The following is a 19,411-nucleotide window of genomic DNA, read 5'->3' as shown; positions in this document are numbered from 1 at the left end:
GCAACACCATATTTGTCACAAGACACCGAGACGAAACAGGATGAACCGATGAACCTTGAGAAATTCACCGACCGCGCCAAGGGCTTTTTGCAATCTGCCCAGACCGTCGCAATCCGGATGAGCCACCAGCAGATCACCGCCGCGCATCTGGCGAAGGCATTGCTCGAAGACGATCAGGGCATGGCCGCAGGGCTGATTACCAAAGCGGGCGGCGATGCCAGGAAAGCCCATCAGGAAATTGATGCTGCCCTCGCTAAAATTCCCGCAGTCTCGGGCAGCGGAGCGCAGCAGACGCCGGGCCTCAACAATGATGCCGTCCGGGTGCTCGATCAGGCAGAACAGATCGCCGAGAAGGCGGGAGACAGCTATGTCACGGTGGAACGGCTGCTGCTTGCGCTACTCCTGTCAAAAGACACGGCGGCGGGCAAGGCCCTGCAGGCGTCCGGTGTAACCGCCGAAGCGCTGAACACGGCTATCAACGAACTGCGCGGCGGCCGCTCGGCCGATACGGCTTCCGCCGAGGACGCCTATGAAGCGATGGAAAAATACACCCGCGACCTGACTCAGGCGGCGCGCGACGGCAAGCTCGATCCGGTCATCGGTCGCGACGAGGAAATCCGCCGCACGATCCAGATATTGGCGCGCCGGACCAAGAACAACCCAGTCCTGATCGGTGAGCCCGGCGTCGGCAAGACCGCTATCGCCGAGGGCATGGCACTGCGTATAGCCAATGGCGATGTGCCGGACAGCCTGAAGGACCGGCGTCTGATGGCGCTCGACATGGGGTCGCTGATCGCCGGCGCGAAATATCGTGGCGAGTTTGAAGAGCGGCTGAAAAGCGTGCTCGACGAAGTGCGCGGCGCCGAAGGCGAAATCATCCTGTTCATCGACGAGATGCACACTCTGGTGGGCGCTGGCGCGTCGGAAGGGTCAATGGACGCTTCCAACCTGCTCAAGCCGGCACTGGCCCGCGGCGAATTGCATTGTATTGGCGCAACCACCCTCAACGAATATCAGAAATATGTCGAAAAGGACGCAGCGCTGCAGCGTCGCTTTCAGCCGGTGTTCATCGGCGAACCAACCGTGGAAGACACGGTTTCGATCCTGCGTGGGCTGAAAGAGAAATATGAGCTGCACCATGGCGTGCGGATCACCGACGGCGCGATCGTCAGCGCAGCAGCGCTTTCCAACCGCTATATTCCCGACCGTTTCCTGCCCGACAAGGCGATCGACCTGATGGACGAGGCGGCGTCGCGCATCCGCATGGAAGTCGAATCCAAGCCGGAAGAGATCGAAACGCTCGACCGCCGGATCATCCAGCTCAAAATCGAGCGCGAGGCACTGTCCAAGGAAAGCGACGATGCGTCCAAGGGCCGTCTGGAAACGCTCGAGAAGGAACTGGCGGAACTTCAGCAGCAAAGCACCGAGCTCACCACGCGTTGGCAGGGTGAGAAAGACAAGATTAATGCCGAAGCCGAGCTCAAGGAGAAGCTTGACCATGCCCGGCTCGAACTGGAGCAGGCCGAACGGGCTGGCGATCTCGCCAAGGCCGGCGAGCTGAGCTACGGAACGATACCCAATCTGGTAAAGGCGCTCGAGGAGGCGGCAGGAGATACCGAAGGGGCGATGCTGCGCGAGGAAGTGACCTCCGAGGACATTGCCGCGGTCGTTTCCAAATGGACCGGTATTCCGGTCGACAAAATGCTCGAGGGTGAACGCGAGAAGTTGCTGGCGATGGAAGACATCATCGGCAAGCGCGTGATCGGCCAAAAGGATGCGGTTGAGGCTGTCTCCGCTGCTGTTCGCCGCAGTCGTGCCGGACTGCAGGACCCTAACCGTCCGCTGGGCAGCTTCCTGTTCCTCGGCCCGACCGGGGTCGGCAAGACCGAACTGACCAAGGCGCTCGCCGGCTTCCTGTTTGACGACGACCAGGCGATGGTCCGGATCGACATGTCCGAATTCATGGAGAAGCACAGCGTATCACGGCTGATCGGTGCCCCTCCGGGCTATGTCGGCTATGATGAAGGCGGCGTACTGACCGAAGCGGTTCGCCGGCGTCCCTATCAGGTGATCCTGTTTGACGAGGTCGAAAAGGCCCATGGCGACGTGTTCAACGTGCTGCTGCAGGTTCTCGACGACGGGCGTCTGACCGACGGTCAGGGCCGCGTGGTGGATTTCTCCAACACGCTGATCATCCTGACTTCCAACCTGGGCAGCCAATATATGGCGAACATGAAGGATGGCGAGACCGTCAAGGATGTCGAACCACAGGTGATGGAGGTCGTCCGCGCGCATTTCCGTCCGGAATTCCTCAACCGTCTGGACGAGATCATCCTGTTCCACAGGCTGTCCGAAGAACATATGGCACCGATCGTCGATATCCAGGTTTCACGGGTGCAAAAACTGCTCAAGGACCGGAAAATCGAACTCGACCTTACCGATGCAGCAAGGCGTTGGCTGGGACGGGTCGGCTATGATCCGGTTTACGGCGCACGGCCGCTGAAACGGGCGATCCAGAAATATCTTCAGGATCCGCTCGCCGACATGATCCTGCGCGGTCAGGTTCCGGATGGATCGACGGTCAAGATCGACGAAGGCGACGGTGCGCTGAAGATGGAAACTGCATGACAATTAGCCGCCGGGCATCCATATTGCGGATATGAAAAACCTGCGATCCATGTCCCGGCGGTCCTTTGTCCAAGCCTCCACACTCTGCGCTTTGGCTGGCAGCAGTAATGTGACTGCCGCAGCGAGAAGCCTGACCGGTGTCGTTCGGCAAGCACCGGTGATTGATGGCTTGAGTTTTCTTCCCGACAATCTGGATGAAATCCGCCAGGCTGGCCTGACTGCGATGATCTGCGATGTCTCGGAAGTCGAAGAAGTCCGCGATAGCGACGGGACACCGCGGTACCAGCGTAATTTTGGCGTGAACGACGCAGCTCTGGACGCCGCTATCGGCCGGATAGAAGCCAGTGATCAGGTCTTCGTTGCCGACCGGGGAAGCGATATCGGGTCCAGACCGGGATGTGCAGCCTTTCTGCAATTCCAGTCCTGCGAAACTATTGGCGAAGACCTCAGCCGGATCGCGTATTTCCACGACAAGGGGCTGCGGGTTCTCCAGCTGACTCATCATAATGACAATAAATTTGCCGGTGGCGCGATCGAGAGGGAACAAAGCGGTCTGACTGAACTGGGGCGCGCCGGCATCGCCGAAATGAACCGGGTGGGTCTGCTGCCCGACGTTTCCCACGGATCGATTCCCACGATATTGGAGGCCACGGAGGCAAGCCGGTCGCCTGTCGTCTATTCCCACGGAGCATGCCGGGCAATTGTCGATCATCCCCGCTGCATCACCGATGAAGGAATTCGTGCCATTGCCGACAAGGGCGGTGTCATCGGTATCTTCATGATGAGCTTCTGGCTGACGAACGACAGCAAGCCGAGGATCGAACACCTGGTCGCCCATATCCGGCATGCGATCAATGTCGGAGGGATTGACGCAGTCGGCATTTCCAATGATTTCCCGATGGCTGGGCAGGAAAACCTGCGCAAGTTGAACAATGACAATCAGCAGGGGGTCAAGGAATATCTCGGCTGGTGGCAAGCCATGCGAAAGCTCGGTATCCCCGGCTATGAAGTTGATCCGGAACATGTGGTGATCCCGGAACTGAATAATCTGTCTCGCATGATGACGATCCGTGATGCCTTGCTGGCCGAAGGCTTCAGCCCGCCGGAAATATCGAAGATCATGGGCGGGAACTGGCAGAGAGTGCTTGTTGACGTCCTCGGATAGACCGTGAACCGCTTCCGGATGCTCCTGCCTATTGTGCGATCCCCCTGTTCCCCCCATTATGGGCCATTATGACTTCAAACACAGAAATGACCAGAAACGCCGAGTTTCTCGCCCACCGTTACGATGAGACCAGCGATGCTTTTCAGTTCGTTGCATTAGACCGCGAGCAGCATCGGCGCTGCACGTTCCTGACCGACGAATATATTCCCGCGCAATCGCGCCGGACTATGATCGAAGCCAAAGACATTAATCTAAAACCGGAAACTCTGGCGCCCGTAGACTTCGTCTTTCATTCCGCTTTTGCCTGCTCGACGATGATGGCACGCGCCCTCGATATCGATGGTGTTTCCATGGGACTGAAGGAACCGATTGTCCTCAACGATCTGGTGGGCATGAAACGGCGCGGCGCGGCACCGGCCAGACTCAATCAGATTCTGCAGCAATCAGTTGATCTTCTGGCACGCCCATTCTCCAGCGGCGAGAAAATCATCATCAAACCATCCAATGTCGTCAATTGCCTGGCACCGTCGATCCTGAAATTGCGTCCGGATTCGAAAGCGCTGTTTCTACATGCTCCGCTGAAGTCCTTTTTGCGGTCGCTGGCGGCGAAAAATATGTGGGGGAGAATCTGGGCGCGGGAAAATATGATCGGTATCATGGATGACGGTGACCTTATTGGCGGCTTTACCTCGGCCGACTTGCTCCGTCTGACCGATATCCAGGTCGCCGCCGTGGCATGGCTCTCCGAACATGCACGATTTGCCAAAATGATCGATCAATTTGGGGGAGACCGCATCAAAAGCCTCGATAGCGAGGTATTTTTGCGCAACAAGCAGGCCACTATCGCACGTATCTCCTCCTTTTTTACGCTCAATCTTGGCGAGAAGCAGATAGACAGGATTGTAGCTGGGCCGGCTTTTACTCAACATTCCAAAGATTTCTCAAAATTCGATACCACGGCACGTCTGGACCAGCATTCAAACGTTCAGGATTCGAACGGAGAAGAAATCGATATGGTCGTGCAATGGGCTGCCGCCGTTGCTGACAGCCAGAATCTCTCGCTCGATCTGCCCGCACCGTTGCTTTCTTCACAGGAATAAAGGCCGAAACAGATTATGAACCCTGACCAGAATGTACCGTTTCAGCTGAACCCGGCTCTGGATCTGTCGGCATTGGCTGACCAGTTCAAAACACAGGGCCGCATCCAGATCCGCGATGCGCTGGACATCAGAACCGCCGAGTTTTTCCGTTCGGTCCTTGAGAGCCGGACAAACTGGGGGCTGGCTTGGCAAATCGGGGCGGAAGGGCCACGCGCCTTGCGGTTCGCCGAAACACAAGCGCTCTCAGACATTGAAAGACAGTCGATAAGCCACAAGGCAGGCGAAGCCGTCGGTCGGGGCGAATATGGCTTCGTTTACAAGCAATACGCCATGCTTACCGCCTATCTCGAGCAATGGGATCCGGCCCATCCGCTGAACCGGTTGCTGGAGCATCTCAATGATCAGCCGTTTCTCAATCTCATCCGGCAAGTCAGCGGCGTGCAATCCGTGATCAAGGCGGAAGCCCAGGCCACCTGTTTCGGACCGGGTCATTTTCTGACCGAACATGACGACCTGCACAGCAGAGATCCTCGGCGCGTCGCCTATGTCCTCAACCTGACTATCCCAGACTGGAAGTCGGAATGGGGCGGTTATTTGAATTTTTTTGACGGAAACGGCAATGTCGACGCCGGGTTCAGGCCAATATTCAACAGTCTGAATCTGTTTCTGGTGCCGCAGCGCCACTCGGTTTCCTATGTCGCTCCTTTTGCTCCGGTCGGCCGCTATGCGATCACGGGCTGGGCGATGGATCCCTGACCGGGGCCAAGGAACGGGAAATCTTGCCAAGACAATAAAAAAGGCGGGCTCGAAAGCCCGCCTTCTTTTTATCCGATTGGATCGTATGCGATTAGAAGCGCAGACGAACACCGGTGTAATAGCGCCGACCGAAGACGTCATAAACGTCAGCAGCGGTATCAGAACCGGTCACGTTGAACGGCGTACCGGTCAAGATGTTAGGCGCAGATTTGTCGAGCAGGTTATCTACACCGAAGTAGAACTCGAACTTCTCGGTGACATAGAACGAGGTGTTCATGTCCAGCAGGAAGTATGCTGGTACCGAGTAAGCCTTGGGTCCGTCGAACTGGTCATCTTCGTAAGACTTGCCGATGAAAGTACCGGTAAATCCGACTTTGAAGTCATCGGTCGAGTAGGTCGCGTTCGCGGTGAAGCGATCTTTGGCCGTACCGATTTCACCAGCCGATGGATCGGCATCTGCAGTTGGCAACGAGAAGAAATCGTTCTTGATCACGTGCGTATAGGCACCGCGAAGCGAGAGACGATCGCCTGCTGTCAAACCAAGCGGCGTGCTCCAGGACGCGGTAACGTCGACACCCGAGGTTTTCAGAACAGCAGCGTTAACCTGCAGGGCGTTGATCAGATCGATCGAACCCACGCTGTTAACGGCCGTGCCTGCCTGACGACGAACGATCAGATCACAGAATGTCTGGTTACCTTCATCATAGCACTGCTGAAGCGAGAACTGCCGTGGGAAGCCCGAAATCACGTCGGTGATTTCGATGTTGTAGTAGTCGGCAGTGATCGTCAGGTTGCCCAGTGCAGGGATCGAACGAGGTGCAATGACCGCACCAACAGTCCAGGAGTCTGCAGTTTCTTCGAACAGGTCGGGGTTGCCGCCGTTGAAGCCCGAGATACCCTGAATATCGGCCTGGTTGAGTGTGAACACACCATTTGCGGCAATGTTGGCTGCAACGCCAGCATCAGCCCGGCAATTGTCGCCGGTTGCACCGCCGCCAGTTGCACCAATGCCTTCGCAAGGATCGATCAGGCCCGATGGGAACGTCTGCGAAAGACCCGCAAACAATTCGCCAATGTTCGGAGCGCGAACAGCACGAGCATAGGTACCACGGATCCGGAGATCATCAATTGGCTGCCATGTAGCCGTACCGTTGTAGCTCACAACAGAACCAACCGTCGAGTAGTCGGAGACACGGATAGCACCGCCAACTTCGAGAAGCTGGAAGCCTGGTGTATCAGCCAAGATCGGAACCTTGATTTCAGCAAATGCTTCTTTGACGTCGAACGAGCCGCTGGTATCCGGCAAAACGTTACCGGCATTCAGGCCCTGGTTTGTCAGAGCATCGTTATCCGAGAAAGAAGATTCCTTCCGATATTCAACGCCGACAGCAATTCCAAGAGGACCAGCTGGCAGGTCAAGCAGCGTACCGGAAAGGTTACCCTGAAGAACCTGCTGTTTCAGGCCAGTCTGATACGTGCCCTGTGCCTGGATGTAATCAACCGCGCCCTGCGAAATGGAGCCCGCACCAAAGATGTTGGCAGCGACACAACCGTTTGCACGAGCTTCCGCATCGATACAAATCGCATCGGTCGTCAAACCGTTGCCATTCAGATCGTTGACATCCGTCATGACGGCAAGCGCGTCACGGAAGTTAACTACATTGACCTGACCCGAAGAGGTCTGGTTTTCGTTAACCTGGCCGTAGTTGTAGCTTACGTCCCAGCGAAAACGGTCATCAAACAGGCCGCCGTCGAAGCCGACTACGAAGCGATAGAAATCGCGTTCTGTGCGACCCGAGCGTGGACCGAATTCTGCAAGACGACGAACAAAGCCGATGTCGCGCAGACCGTCGCCATTGCTATCCGTCGCCGCATTCAGAATTTCGGTTGGAACGAACGGGTTGGCTACGATGGTCGTGGTGCCTGGCAGATAGTTTTCGACATTATATCCGCCATCGGTTGGGAAAATGCCGTTGGAACCACCGGATTCCAGCGGGAACGGTTCAATGATGCGCGACGAAGACGTCTTGTTGAACGTGCCTTCGAAGAAGAAGTTGATATCATCGCTAAGCGCATATTCACCGGCTGCAGCGAAGAGATAACGCTGGACAGGAACGGCGAGCGTACGGAACTGCTGGCGGTTGAACCCGTTGGGGCCAAGGCCTGGTCCGACAGTTGCGGTACAGGTGTCACCATTGGTGGTGAAGCAATCCTGCAACTGGCCGTTTGGAGCGTAGGTGAAGGTTGCGCTCGGAGTAATGAAGCGACCCTGTGGCGGGAAGCTGGAGAAGAACGGCTCGGTATCGGTGCCATAATCACCACCGAAGTAGATCGAATCGAGAGCATCGATCTGGGTGTTCGAACGCTGCTTGGACAACAGGCCTTCTTCGTTCGAATAGCCGAAATGGACCATGAGGTTGCCGTCGCCATCGGCGAAGTTCGTGCCGGCGGTTACGTTCATCTGGTAACGTGCGTCATCGCCCCGCTCGGTGATGCCGTACTGAGCGTTGGCTTCAATGCCTTCGAAGTTCGACTTGTACACGAAGTTGACAACACCTGCGACAGCGTCCGAACCATAAAGCGAGGAAGCGCCACCGGTCAGGATGTCAACACGCTCAACAAACTGAGTCGGGATGACGTTAAGATCGACGGTTGCCGAACCAGCAACCGATGCAACAACACGACGGCCGTTGATCAGAACCAGCGTACGGTCGGAACCGAGGTCACGAAGATCGACCGTTGCAACACCGGTACCTGAGGTCAGGAATGCGGAGTTGGTACGGCTGAGGCCAGGTGTACCGAAAACGGGATTTTCAAGGAGAAGTTCCTGAACGTTGGTAACACCAGCATCGTCGATTGATTCAGCCGATACGACCTGCAGCGGAGCAGCAGACTCGACCGTTGCCGACGCGATGCGCGAACCGGTAACAACAATCAATTCGCCTGGTTGTTCATCAGCAGCACCTTCTTCCTGCGCAAAGGCAGGTACAGATACCATAGCGATTCCCAGCACCATCGGTGCTACGGTCGCCTTTAGCTTTGTAAATTTTGTCATTATATTCCAGTCCCTTATTCTGGAGAAGCAAGCCACCATGGCCTGCCCCGGTTGTTGACCGGCGGCAATCTATGCGCCCCAAACGCAATGATTATTCCGCCGAATTGGCGTTGCGATGCAACATCGATGCTGGTGCTGTAAAGCTTCTGTTCAGCTCCCCGAGCGGATTTTGTAGACAATGTAACTATTTTGCCACAGTTTGAATCGCGTCAGGATTCCCGCTTTCAAGCGATTATTTCGGTTGTGGATTTTCGGCCCGAAGTTTAGTTTATGACCGATATAAGACGTAGATCGCTGATATTGCAGCTCAACAGAAGAGGACGAAGATCATCATGAACGATTTCACTGTCAAAGCGGCATTGGCCTTTAATGCGGTCCTGCTCACGGCTCTGCCGGCATCGGCAATGGCGAAGGATGATGATGGGAACACTCCGCCGCCGGCAATTTTTCAGGACGTTATTGATTGTCAGAAGGTTACCGATACAACGGCCCGCCTGGCATGCTATGACGCGAAGGTATCGACACTCGCAGCAGCACAGGAAAGCCGGCAAGTGGTTGTCGCCGATCGAGAGCAGATCAAGGAAGTACGCCGCGGCCTTTTCGGATTCTCACTGCCCAAAATCCGGCTGTTTGGCGGAGGATCGGATGAGAAGGACAAGGAAGAGCGCATCGAACAGCTCGAAACGACCATCACGTCCGCTCGGCAATTCGGCTACGGCAAATGGATGCTGACATTGGAGGAAGGCGGACGCTGGCAACAGACCGATACGATCCGGCTGAATTCCGAACCCCGCAGCGGCGATTCGATATTGATCAAGACCGGTGCAATCGGCAGCTATCTCGCGAGTATCAACGGACAGCGCTCGATCAGGGTCAAGCGGGTAGAATGATCTGTGGCCGGCTTCATCAATAAGCCGACAACAATCAGTCCATCGGTCCGGTCAGCAGGATCGGGTCGATCCGGGCCTTGTTCCATTTCATCGACCAGTGCAGATGCGGGCCGGTGGCGCTGCCAGTGGAGCCGATCCGACCGATCGGTTCGCCGCGCTTCACTTCCTGCCCTTCTTCCACAAGTATCTCAGAACTGTGCAGAAAGGCGCTGTTGAGCCCCATGCCATGATCGATCATCAGCAGATTGCCTTCCAACGTGAAGGGGCTGGATGCCGCTAGCGTCACCACACCATCGGCGGGCGCGACATAATAGGTGCCGGTCGGGGCGGCTATATCGATGCCGCTATGATAGCTGCCTGGATCGCCGTTATAGATGCGCTGCGATCCGAACTGGCCAGAGATGCGGCCCTTTGCCGGCCAGATGAAGGTCTGGCGCCAGCCCTTGCTGTCGCTCTTGACTGAACGAGCCGCATTGATCTGCGCCAGTTCAGGTCCGCGACGCGCCATGAAGGCGGCGCTCCGGGTGGTGGCGCGGCGGTTGATGCTGACATGCTCGATCTTCCATTTGCGCGGAGCAATGTTGATGAATTTGCGGACCGTCTGGCCATTGTCGAGAGTCGCAATGACGTTGGCCGCCTGCCCGGCATCGCGGTTGAAGGCGATGATGAACTTGCCATCCTCGTCAAACGAAACGGGTTCGCCGTCAAACGACAGGCTCCGGGTCCCGGCGGGTGCATCGCCGATCATGACGCCGCCCTGAATCGCTTCGCCGCTGAACCCGAACTGTATCGCATCGCGAAAAGCCGACTGTTCGCCGGCGGTCGATTCCGCGCTTTCGGCGGTCCCGGCATAAACCATGGCCGCGGGTACAGCTACCGCCGCGGCTGTAAAAAGGCACAGGGTAGCTTTAAACCGTCCGCTCACTTTTCACTTTCCGGCAAATGGGCATGCGCCGAAATCTGGGCAGTCGCATAAGGCTCCTGCTTTTCCACACTCCAGTAGCGCAGTTCCTCGAGCGGAATCGCTTCGCCGGTCACCGCGCACAGGACATGGTCGCCTGACGACAGCGGCCGGAAGCCGTTCGGCATGTAATGCAGCTTGGCTACCTTGTTGCGATTGGACATTAACATAGGACGCTTATACTCCCTTTATCCTTTACCTGCGATTTACAGTGTTGATAGCCACAACGGGCCGATCCTAACGTAAATTCCCCTAGAATAAATCCTGCTGCCTGTCATCCGCCGGTTTTTTGACTCGGCTCGGCGAAGAGGAGGCAGGCTTTGGTTTTGCCGGCGCCTTGTCGGTGACGATCGCGCCAACGACTCCATCCTGGAAATGCAGATCAAGGTTGCCCGCCTTGATCGCGGCGGCGCGATTGGCGATCAGACTGCCGTCCGGGCCGGACACTCGGGCATAGCCCCGCTTTAGCGGACCGTCGGGCGAGACCTGCTGGGCCAGCCGCCAGAGCGCGTCCAGCCGTTGCTTCGCGTCATCGAGCGGGCGTTGCACGAGGCTGACCGGCAGATCGAGCCGCTTATACTGCTCCTGCGAACGGGCCAGCCGCTGCTTCAATATAGACGGTCGCAAGGCCCCGGCACTGCTGGCAAAGCGGCTGCGGGCATGAGCGATATTCTGGCTCATGCTATATTTCATCCGCTCGGACGTTTCGTCCACCCGCTGCTGGTGCGGACGGATCAGATCGGTCAGCGCCGGCATCAGGCGGCGTTGCGCCTCCAGCCGTTCTTGCGCAGTGCTCAGGCCGCGCTGCACGCTGCGTGCCATCCGCGCCTTGCCCTCGGCAAGCGTGGCCAGCCATTCCGCGCGAACCGGCACCGCCATTTCTGCCGCTGCCGTCGGCGTTGGCGCGCGCAGGTCGGCGGCAAAATCGCAGAGCGTCGTGTCGGTCTCGTGACCCACGGCGGAGATGATCGGGATCGTACAATCCGCGACGGCCCGGACCACGATTTCCTCGTTGAAGCTCCACAGGTCCTCGATCGAGCCGCCGCCGCGCGCGACGATCACCAGATCGGGCCGGGCGACCGGACCATCCGGCGCCATATCCGAAAAGCCGCGAATGGCGTGAGATATCTGTTTCGCCGCGCCCTCGCCCTGGACCAGCACCGGCCAGACGATGACATGGCTGGGGCAGCGGTCGGCGAGCCGGTGCAAGATGTCACGGATCACAGAACCGGTCGGCGATGTGACCACGCCGATGGTCTTCGGCAGGAACGGTATCGCTTTCTTGCGGTCCTGGTCGAACAGGCCCTCGGCGAGCAGCTTGGCCTTGAGCTTTTCGAACAGGGCCATCAGTGCGCCCTCGCCCGCCAGCTCCATCTTGTCGATCACGACCTGATATTTGGAGCGGCCCGGATAGGTGGTCAGCTTGCCAGAGACAACGACCTCGATGCCATCCTCCGGCCGGAACGGCAGCCGTCCGGCATTGCCCTTCCACATCACCCCGTCGATCACCGCCTTGTCGTCCTTCAGCGCGAGATAGACATGGCCGGACGCGGCGCGTTTGAAGCCCGAGATTTCGCCGCGGATCCGGACATAGCCAAAGCGATCCTCGACCACTCGCTTGAGCGCTCCGGAAATTTCCGAAACCGACAAAGGCGGGGCGTTGTCACCCTGCCCGCTCTCGGCTAGGAGCTTCGCGTCTAATGAGAGGGAATCGTCCATGAATATCCTGTTGATCGGTTCGGGTGGCCGCGAACATGCCTTGGCCTGGAAGCTGGCGCAATCCCCCATGCTCGGGAAATTTTACGCGACACCAGGGAATCCCGGCATCGCGCAGCACGCCGATCTGGTCACGCTCGACATCAGCGACCATGGCGAAGTCATCCTGTTCTGCGGCGAGCATGACATCGATCTGGTCGTTGTCGGCCCGGAAGCGCCGCTGGTTGACGGCCTCGCCGAAAGCCTGCGCACAGCCGATATTTTCGTCTTCGGTCCGGACAAGGCAGCGGCCCAGCTGGAAGGCTCGAAAGGCTTTACCAAGGACCTGTGCGCCCGCGCCAATATTCCCACCGCCGGCTATGTCCGCGCCACCAGCGCGGCTGATGCGCTCAAGGCACTCGATGGCTTCTCCATCCCCGTCGTGATCAAGGCCGATGGCCTGGCCGCCGGCAAGGGCGTGATCATCGCCGAGACCCGCGAGCAGGCCGAAGCCGCGATCACCGACATGTTCGACGGCAGCTTTGGCGACGCCGGCGCCGAAGTGGTGATCGAGGAATTTCTGACCGGCGAGGAAACCAGCTTCTTCGCGATCACCGATGGCGAGAATGTCGTTCCCTTCGGCAGCGCGCAGGACCACAAGCGCGTCGGCGAAGGCGATACGGGCCCGAACACCGGCGGCATGGGCGCCTATAGCCCTGCCCCTGTCCTCACCGCCGCCCTGCAACAGCAGGTGATGGCGCAGATCATCCAGCCGACCGTCGACACATTGGCCGCCGAGGGCACGCCCTATAGCGGCGTCCTGTTCGCCGGGCTGATGCTGACTGATACGGGGCCGCAGCTGATCGAATATAATGCCCGCTTCGGTGACCCGGAATGCCAGGTGCTGATGATGCGGCTGGAAAGCGATCTCGCCAAGCTGATGATGGCGACGGCCAAGGGCGACCTCGCCCAGACCAGCGCGCCGGTGTTCGCGCCGGAAACCGCGCTGACCGTGGTGATAGCGGCGAAAGGCTATCCCGCCACGCCGGAAAAAGGCGGCAAGATTCAGAATCTCGCCAGAGCCGAGCGTGAGGACGCCAAGATATTCCATGCCGGCACGGCGGAGGTCGACGGCACTCTGGTCGCCAATGGCGGGCGGGTGCTCAACGTCACCGCGCTAGGCGATAGCGCCACCGAAGCGCAGGCCAAGGCTTATGCAGCGGTTGACCAGATCGATTTCGAGAGCGGCTTCTGCCGCCGCGACATCGGCTGGCGCGAGGTTGCGCGGGAGGCGGGAAACTAGGTTTTTTCGACGAGCTTGCGTGTCAAAGTTCGGGCCAAGAAACGGTTTTCGCGTGTCCGTATGCCGGGGGCATGGTCATGGGACTCGCTCGCACGCACAAAGGCGCCAAGAGATTGCGCTTTGTGGCTTCGTGTCTTCGTGCGAGCCCGGCAATTTTGCGTCGCACGGTGAACTTTACACAAACAAATTGTTTTATTTTCTGCGACCTTTGCCCCCCTGGCCGCAGAATTGCAGCCTTTGTAGGAAACCAACCGGCCGTCGCGTATGACCTTTGAAACGGTTGCCCGCACCGACCCATTGGAAACAAGCCCCCACCACGCCAAGCTCAGCTACGCCGCCCGCAATCTTTCCTGCCTTGCTGGGCGCCAGTGGGGATCGCTAGGGACGCGCTCCGGCAAACACCCTCTCCTGTTGCGCCGGCGCACCAACAGAAAGTCGTATCGTCATGTCCCGCTTCCTTACCCCTGCCGCCAATCGCCCGATCCGTTCGCTGGCCAGCCTCCTGCTCGCTGGCGCGGCGCTTGGCATGCCGGGTACGGCCCAGGCGACGGACGGCTATTTTCTCAACGGTGTCGGCGCCAAGTCCAAAGGCGCTGGCGGCGTGGCGATTGCGATGCCGCAGGACGCGTTCGCCATTGCCACCAACCCGGCTTCGGCGACCGCCATCGAGCACCGGCTGGATGTCGGCTTCGAGATTTTCATCCCCGATCGTGGCTCCGAGATTATCGGCAACCAGGCGGGGCTCGACGGGGTCTATTCTGGCAATGATGCCAATCCCTTCATCCTGCCCGAATTTGCCTATGTCCGACCGCTGTCCGACACGGTTTCGATCGGCATTGCGGTCAACGGCAATGGCGGCATGAACACCGCTTACGAGACCAATCCCTTCGCCAGTTTCGGAGCCACCGGCCCGGCGGGCGTGAACCTGCGCCAGATTTCGATTGCGCCAACCATTGCGGTGGAGATTGCCGAGGGACAGAGCCTTGGCCTTTCGCCGCATTTCGTGGTGCAGAGCTTTGAGGTCGAGGGCATCCAGCCGTTCGCGGCCAATTCGCAGAACCCGGGCGCTTTCACCAACCGCGGCGAAGACTGGGCCTTTGGCGCGGGTTTCCGCGTCGGCTATCTCGGCAGCTTTGGTGACAACTTCCGCGTCGGCGCCTTTTACCAGTCAAAAGTCTGGACCAGCAAGTTTGACCGCTATGCCGGACTGTTCGCCGAACAAGGCGGTTTCGACATGCCCGCCTCCTGGGGCGTGGGCGTTTCGGTCGACGCAACGCCACGTCTGACCCTGGGGGCGGATTTCAAGCATATCGAATATTCGGACGTCAATTCGGTCGGAAACCCAATCGCCTCGCTGCTTCAGGGCGTCCCCTTCGGTGCCGACGACGGCCCCGGCTTCGGCTGGGACGATATCGACGTGTGGAAGTTCGGCGCTGTCTATCGGGTCAGCGACAAGCTGACCCTGCGCGCCGGTTACGGACGCTCTGCCAACCCGGTCCCGCAGTCGGAGACCCTGCTCAATATATTGGCACCGGGCGTGGTCCGCGATCACTACACCGTCGGAGCGACGTACAAGATTTCGGAGACATTCGAGATCACCGGCTATGCGATGCGCGCGCCGCGCCAGACGGTGAGCGGCTCCGGATCGATCCCCGCCCCCTTTGGCGGCGGCGAGGCGAATATCCATCTGGCCGAGACCGCAATCGGATTCTCGCTTGGCTTTGGTTTCTAGACTGGTTCGACCATTACCAAGATAGCGATGACCGGCTTCAGACTCCGAGCCGGTCGGCGGCCCATTTGATCGTCGGCCCCTGGATGATGCTGGACAACAGCACCACGAAAAAGACGACGTTGAAGATCGCGAAGGCCCCCGGCACCCCGGCGACCATAGGGAATGTCGCAAGAACAATCGGCACCGCGCCGCGCAATCCTGCCCAAGACACGAACAGCTTGGACCGCCAGTCGAACTGGCGGAAGGGCGCGAGGCAGAGGAAGACGCTCAGCGGCCGCGCTACAAACATCAGGATGAAGGTTATCGAAAGCCCCGGTATGATGACCGGCGCGAGATTGGACGGCGTGACCAATAGGCCGAGGGTGAAGAACATCACCACCTGCGACAGCCAGGCCATGCCGTCCTGAAAGCCGGCGACGGTCGCCTTGGCGGCATAGGTCCGGTTGCCGGCAACAATGCCGGCAAGATAGCTGGCGAGAAAGCCGTTGCCGGCGAGCACTTCGGCAAGCCCGAAAGCGATCAGGGCGGCGGCGATCGAAATGACAAAGGCGAGGCCGCCTTGCTGATATCCGCCGCGCTTCAGCACTTCGGGCATGCCGAAGCCGATGGCGACGCCGACGATCGCACCCATCACCATCTGGATGACGAAGTCGGGCGCGAGCTGGAGCGGTGAAGCGGACGGGCTTTCGATCAGGAACAGCGCCGCGCCGACCAGAAAAATCGCCATCGGATCATTGGAACCGGATTCGGTCTCGATCAGCGCCGGCACATCGCCGTGCAGATCGAGGCCGGAGCTGCGCAGCACGGCAAAGACCGCCGCCGCGTCGGTCGAGGCGATCACCGCGCCCAGCAGGGCCCCCTGCAGCGGGCCGAAGCCCAGTATGAAAATGGCGGAAAGCGCCACGATCCCCGCGCTGATCAGGACGCCGATGGTGGCCAGCAGCAAGGCCGGGGCCGCCATGCGCCGGACGTCGCGCCAGGCTGTGCCCATACCGCCGGAGAACAGGATGAACAGCAGGCAGGCAATGCCGATGCCCTGGGTCAGCTCGAAATTCTCGAAATAGAAACCCCCGGGACCGTCGACACCGGCCAGCATGCCGAGGCCGAGAAAACCGATCAGCGCCGGAAAACCGAAGCGGCTGGACAGGGTTCCCGCGAGCACGGTCGTGAACAATATCATGCCGAGGACAAGCAAGGTCAGTTCGGTGTCGAAGAAAGTCATGAATCTCCTGACCATCGGGGGGTTATGGATATCCGACAATAGCATTTCGCAAGGCAGGTCGAAAGGAGAAACGCTTGCATTTGCTTCCGTTGACACCGCCGGTGCCGGCGGCCATAATTCGCGCTTTCCATACCCCCCTGAAGACGGAGACAGCGCCCGCCACCCCCGGGCATGACACCATGCAGCAGTTCCAGAGCCACAGCCTTTCGGTCATAAACAGCATTCCCTTTCTGCCCAATCTTGCACCATGGGCGGAAACGCTTGTCGGCGTCGGAATATTGCTCGCGATTGCGTGGATTGCCAATTTCATCATCAAGCATATCGTGCTGCGCATCGTCACGCGCTGGATGCCCTATGAAGACCTCACGCCGCTACCGGTCGCGGCCCGGCTTGCCAATATCGTACCGGCGCTGATCATCTCCAATGGTATCGGTGCGGTTCCCCATCTGCCGGCGCCGGTTATCACCCTGGTCAGCAATGTGGTGTCCGCTTCGATCATCCTGTTCATCGCAATGGCGCTGAGCAAGGCGCTTACCCTTGCCAACGACATATACGAGCATCGTCCGAGTTCGGCGACCCGGCCGATCAAGGGCTATATCCAGCTGCTCAAGATCATCCTCTACGTTGGCGCGGCGATTTTGATCATCGCAGCGCTGATGGACCAGTCACCGCTGCTGCTGCTGTCCGGCCTCGGCGCGATGGCGGCGGTGATATTGCTGGTGTTCAAGGATACATTGCTGTCGCTGGTTGCATCGGTGCAGCTCACGTCCAACGATATGCTGCGCGTCGGCGACTGGATCGAGATGCCGGCGCTAAATGCCGACGGCGATGTCATCGATATCGCGCTGCATACCGTCAAGGTGCAGAACTGGGACAAAACGATCACCACCATCCCCACCCATCGTCTGATTTCGGAGAGTTTCAAGAACTGGCGCGGCATGTCCGAAGCTGGCGGACGGCGGATCAAGCGGTCGATCTTCATCGACCAGAACGGCATCCGCTTTCTTACGCCCGGGGAAAAGGACGGATTTCGTCGCTTCCAGCTGCTCGACGACTATCTTGGCCACAAGCAGACTGAGCTGAGTAAATGGAATGCGCCGATCGAGAAAGCCGGACGGGACGAGGTCAACGCCCGCCGGGTTACCAATATCGGCACGTTCCGCGCCTATGTCGTCGAATATCTGCGCGCCAACAGCCAAATTGCCGACGGAATGACATTGCTCGTGCGCCAGCTCGACCCGTCACCGCAGGGGCTTCCGATAGAGATTTACTGTTTCACCAGCACCACCGACTGGAACGCCTATGAGGATATCCAGTCGGACATTTTCGATCATTTGCTGGCGATCCTGCCGGAATTCGGACTGCGTCCGTTTCAGCAACCCAGCGGTCTCGATCTGCAGCGCGGTCTGGCGGCGTAACCGCGAGTATCGCGACAGGCCCGGCCTGATTCAGTTCACAGATTCTTTCGCCAGCTGCAGATCGCGGACGAATTTGGCATATTCGACCTGTCGCCCCTGCTCATCGGGGATGCGCAGCAGATAGGAAGGGTGGACGGTGATCAGGACGGGCCGGCCGTCGGCACCGGTCAGGATTTCGCCACGATGGCGGGCGATTTTAACCGCCTTGCCAGTCAGGCTGCGGGCGGCGGTTGCCCCGAGCGCCACGACCAGCTTCGGATCGACCAGCCGTATCTCCTGTTCGACCCACCAGCGATAATAGTTGATTTCGCCGACATTGGGGGTTTCGTGGATGCGCCGCTTGCCGCGCGGGGTGAATTTGAAGCGTTTTACGGCGTTGGTGAGGAAGGTCTGCTGCCGGTCGATACGGGCCTGCTCCAGCGCGCGGTCGAGCAACTGGCCTGCCGGACCGACAAACGGCCTTCCCTCCCGGTCCTCCTGATCACCGGGCTGCTCGCCGATGATCAACAGCTCGGCATGATCCGGGCCAATGCCGCGGATCAATCGGTCGGAGAATTTTTCTCTTGGCGCGTCCGGTTGCTGTTCCAGCAGCGCATAGAGCTGCTCCAGAGAGGTTGGCAGATTTGCAGCGCGATCATCCATCCTCGGGTCAAATAGCAGATCGTCGGGCGCGCCCGCCACCATCGCCTTGACCCGCGTGCCCGCCTGCTCCAGCAACGCAGGAATCAGCTCTGCTTCCGGCAGGTTTTTCCAGTATTTCATCGGCATTTCGGACTTCATCGCGCTGATCTTGACCCGGGCGGGGTTGAAGATATTGGCGTAGTAGGTCCGCCATTCGGCCTCGATCACATCATCCTGCGGCACATCCTCCTTGCAGCCGCCGGGACCGACCGAAAGCTTGCGCCCGTCCCAGGCGATGCTCGTGCCGGGGGTGACGATCAGCCAGTCCATGCCGGTGAAGCGGTTGCGGAAAAAGGGCGCGACCGCTGCGGTGATATGATGGTCCGGCTCGAACCACGCGACAAATTGCTCGCGGCCCTCTGACGCGCCGATTTTGCGGAAGCGGACGAAGGCATGCATCTTGTGGATGTCACGCCGGATCGCTTTGGCGTAGCGGTTCAGCTTCAGCACATCGGCGTCGGCGGGATTGCGGTGCAGAGCGGGAACCGATTGCGCGCGCCAAAGGATGCGATAGGCGAGTTCGAAACGGTCCTCGTTGCTGTGCAGCAGCGCTGTGTTGATCAGCGAGAGCAAAGTCTTCGATATGCGGACGGGGCACGCGATCCGGTCGCTGCTTTGCTCCGGCAAGGCGGCTGGTGGCAACAAATCCAGTTCGCCGCTATTGCCCCGCCCTTCGACTGTCCAGGTCACCTGATCCGGCGCGACACCCGCCTGCAACAGCCGTCGCGCATGGTCGCGCCAACCATCGCGGTCGACTTCGCTGGCAAGCGTGATCCGGTACACGCTTCGAATATCGGCTGGCATT

At 59.1% G+C, this 19,411-nt stretch carries 14 protein-coding genes; 8 read left to right on the top strand and 6 right to left on the bottom strand.

Annotated elements, in window-relative coordinates:
- The first annotated feature begins 48 nt into the window (after positions 1 to 48).
- The 4 genes from clpB to ACHZCJ_RS16415 all read left to right on the top strand — a co-directional run bounded on the left by clpB (position 49) and on the right by ACHZCJ_RS16415 (position 5,649).
- A complete protein-coding gene (clpB, locus tag ACHZCJ_RS16430) occupies positions 49 to 2,628 on the top strand; it encodes an ATP-dependent chaperone ClpB (protein ID WP_321327649.1) in 2,580 nt (859 codons plus the stop codon).
- Positions 2,629 to 2,737: 109 nt separating this feature from the next.
- The gene (locus ACHZCJ_RS16425; RefSeq protein WP_321327647.1) at positions 2,738 to 3,793 is read left to right on the top strand and encodes a membrane dipeptidase; all 1,056 of its coding nucleotides are present in this window, start codon (positions 2,738 to 2,740) and stop codon (positions 3,791 to 3,793) included.
- Between the two features lie 68 nt (positions 3,794 to 3,861).
- Positions 3,862 to 4,893 carry a hypothetical protein gene (locus ACHZCJ_RS16420; protein WP_321327646.1) on the top strand — a complete coding sequence of 344 codons (1,032 nt, stop codon included), beginning with the start codon at positions 3,862 to 3,864 and terminating at the stop codon, positions 4,891 to 4,893.
- Positions 4,894 to 4,908: 15 nt separating this feature from the next.
- Positions 4,909 to 5,649 carry a 2OG-Fe(II) oxygenase family protein gene (locus ACHZCJ_RS16415; RefSeq protein ID WP_321327644.1) on the top strand — a complete coding sequence of 247 codons (741 nt, stop codon included), beginning with the start codon at positions 4,909 to 4,911 and terminating at the stop codon, positions 5,647 to 5,649.
- Positions 5,650 to 5,740: 91 nt separating this feature from the next.
- On the opposite strand, the gene ACHZCJ_RS16410 is transcribed toward ACHZCJ_RS16415, so the two are convergent.
- A complete protein-coding gene (locus ACHZCJ_RS16410) occupies positions 5,741 to 8,704 on the bottom strand; it encodes a TonB-dependent receptor domain-containing protein (protein ID WP_321327643.1) in 2,964 nt (987 codons plus the stop codon).
- Between the two features lie 332 nt (positions 8,705 to 9,036).
- Between ACHZCJ_RS16410 and ACHZCJ_RS16405 the strand changes: the two genes are divergently transcribed.
- Positions 9,037 to 9,594, top strand: coding sequence for a hypothetical protein (locus tag ACHZCJ_RS16405; protein ID WP_159644078.1), 558 nt, complete (start codon positions 9,037 to 9,039; stop codon positions 9,592 to 9,594).
- A gap of 34 nt (positions 9,595 to 9,628) precedes the next feature.
- On the opposite strand, the gene ACHZCJ_RS16400 is transcribed toward ACHZCJ_RS16405, so the two are convergent.
- From ACHZCJ_RS16400 to xseA, 3 genes are all read right to left on the bottom strand, one after another.
- Positions 9,629 to 10,519, bottom strand: a complete 891-nt coding sequence (locus tag ACHZCJ_RS16400; RefSeq protein ID WP_321327641.1) for a M23 family metallopeptidase — start codon at positions 10,517 to 10,519, stop codon at positions 9,629 to 9,631.
- The gene (locus ACHZCJ_RS16395) at positions 10,516 to 10,725 is read right to left on the bottom strand and encodes a DUF2093 domain-containing protein (protein WP_100094108.1); all 210 of its coding nucleotides are present in this window, start codon (positions 10,723 to 10,725) and stop codon (positions 10,516 to 10,518) included. Before ACHZCJ_RS16395 ends, ACHZCJ_RS16400 begins: the two co-directional genes overlap by 4 nt.
- Before the next feature lie 82 nt (positions 10,726 to 10,807).
- Entirely contained in the window at positions 10,808 to 12,274 is a 1,467-nt protein-coding gene (gene xseA / locus ACHZCJ_RS16390; protein WP_321327640.1) for an exodeoxyribonuclease VII large subunit, read from the bottom strand.
- On the opposite strand from xseA, the gene purD reads away from it, so the two are divergent.
- Both purD and ACHZCJ_RS16380 read left to right on the top strand, forming a co-directional pair.
- Positions 12,273 to 13,553 carry a phosphoribosylamine--glycine ligase gene (purD, locus tag ACHZCJ_RS16385; protein ID WP_321327639.1) on the top strand — a complete coding sequence of 427 codons (1,281 nt, stop codon included), beginning with the start codon at positions 12,273 to 12,275 and terminating at the stop codon, positions 13,551 to 13,553. The two genes, xseA and purD, sit on opposite strands and share 2 nt — an antisense overlap.
- A gap of 445 nt (positions 13,554 to 13,998) precedes the next feature.
- Positions 13,999 to 15,285: a porin gene (locus ACHZCJ_RS16380; RefSeq protein WP_321327637.1), complete on the top strand. Its 1,287-nt coding sequence runs from the start codon at positions 13,999 to 14,001 to the stop codon at positions 15,283 to 15,285.
- A gap of 37 nt (positions 15,286 to 15,322) precedes the next feature.
- Here ACHZCJ_RS16380 and ACHZCJ_RS16375 read toward each other — a convergent pair whose 3' ends face one another.
- Positions 15,323 to 16,507, bottom strand: a complete 1,185-nt coding sequence (locus ACHZCJ_RS16375; protein WP_321327636.1) for a potassium/proton antiporter — start codon at positions 16,505 to 16,507, stop codon at positions 15,323 to 15,325.
- Positions 16,508 to 16,686: 179 nt separating this feature from the next.
- Between ACHZCJ_RS16375 and ACHZCJ_RS16370 the strand changes: the two genes are divergently transcribed.
- Positions 16,687 to 17,925 (top strand): mechanosensitive ion channel family protein, encoded by a 1,239-nt coding sequence (locus tag ACHZCJ_RS16370; RefSeq protein ID WP_159647962.1) that lies wholly within the window; start codon positions 16,687 to 16,689, stop codon positions 17,923 to 17,925.
- A gap of 30 nt (positions 17,926 to 17,955) precedes the next feature.
- Here the strand turns inward: ACHZCJ_RS16370 and ACHZCJ_RS16365 are convergent, their stop codons facing one another.
- Positions 17,956 to 19,410, bottom strand: coding sequence for a UdgX family uracil-DNA binding protein (locus tag ACHZCJ_RS16365; RefSeq protein WP_321327633.1), 1,455 nt, complete (start codon positions 19,408 to 19,410; stop codon positions 17,956 to 17,958).
- Between the last annotated feature and the right edge of the window lies 1 nt (position 19,411).

Source organism: uncultured Parasphingorhabdus sp. (genome assembly GCF_963677535.2).
In the GTDB taxonomy this organism is placed as follows: domain Bacteria; phylum Pseudomonadota; class Alphaproteobacteria; order Sphingomonadales; family Sphingomonadaceae; genus Parasphingorhabdus.
The sequence above is the reverse complement of the archived record's forward strand: the minus strand, read 5'-3'. Positions and strand labels throughout refer to the sequence as shown.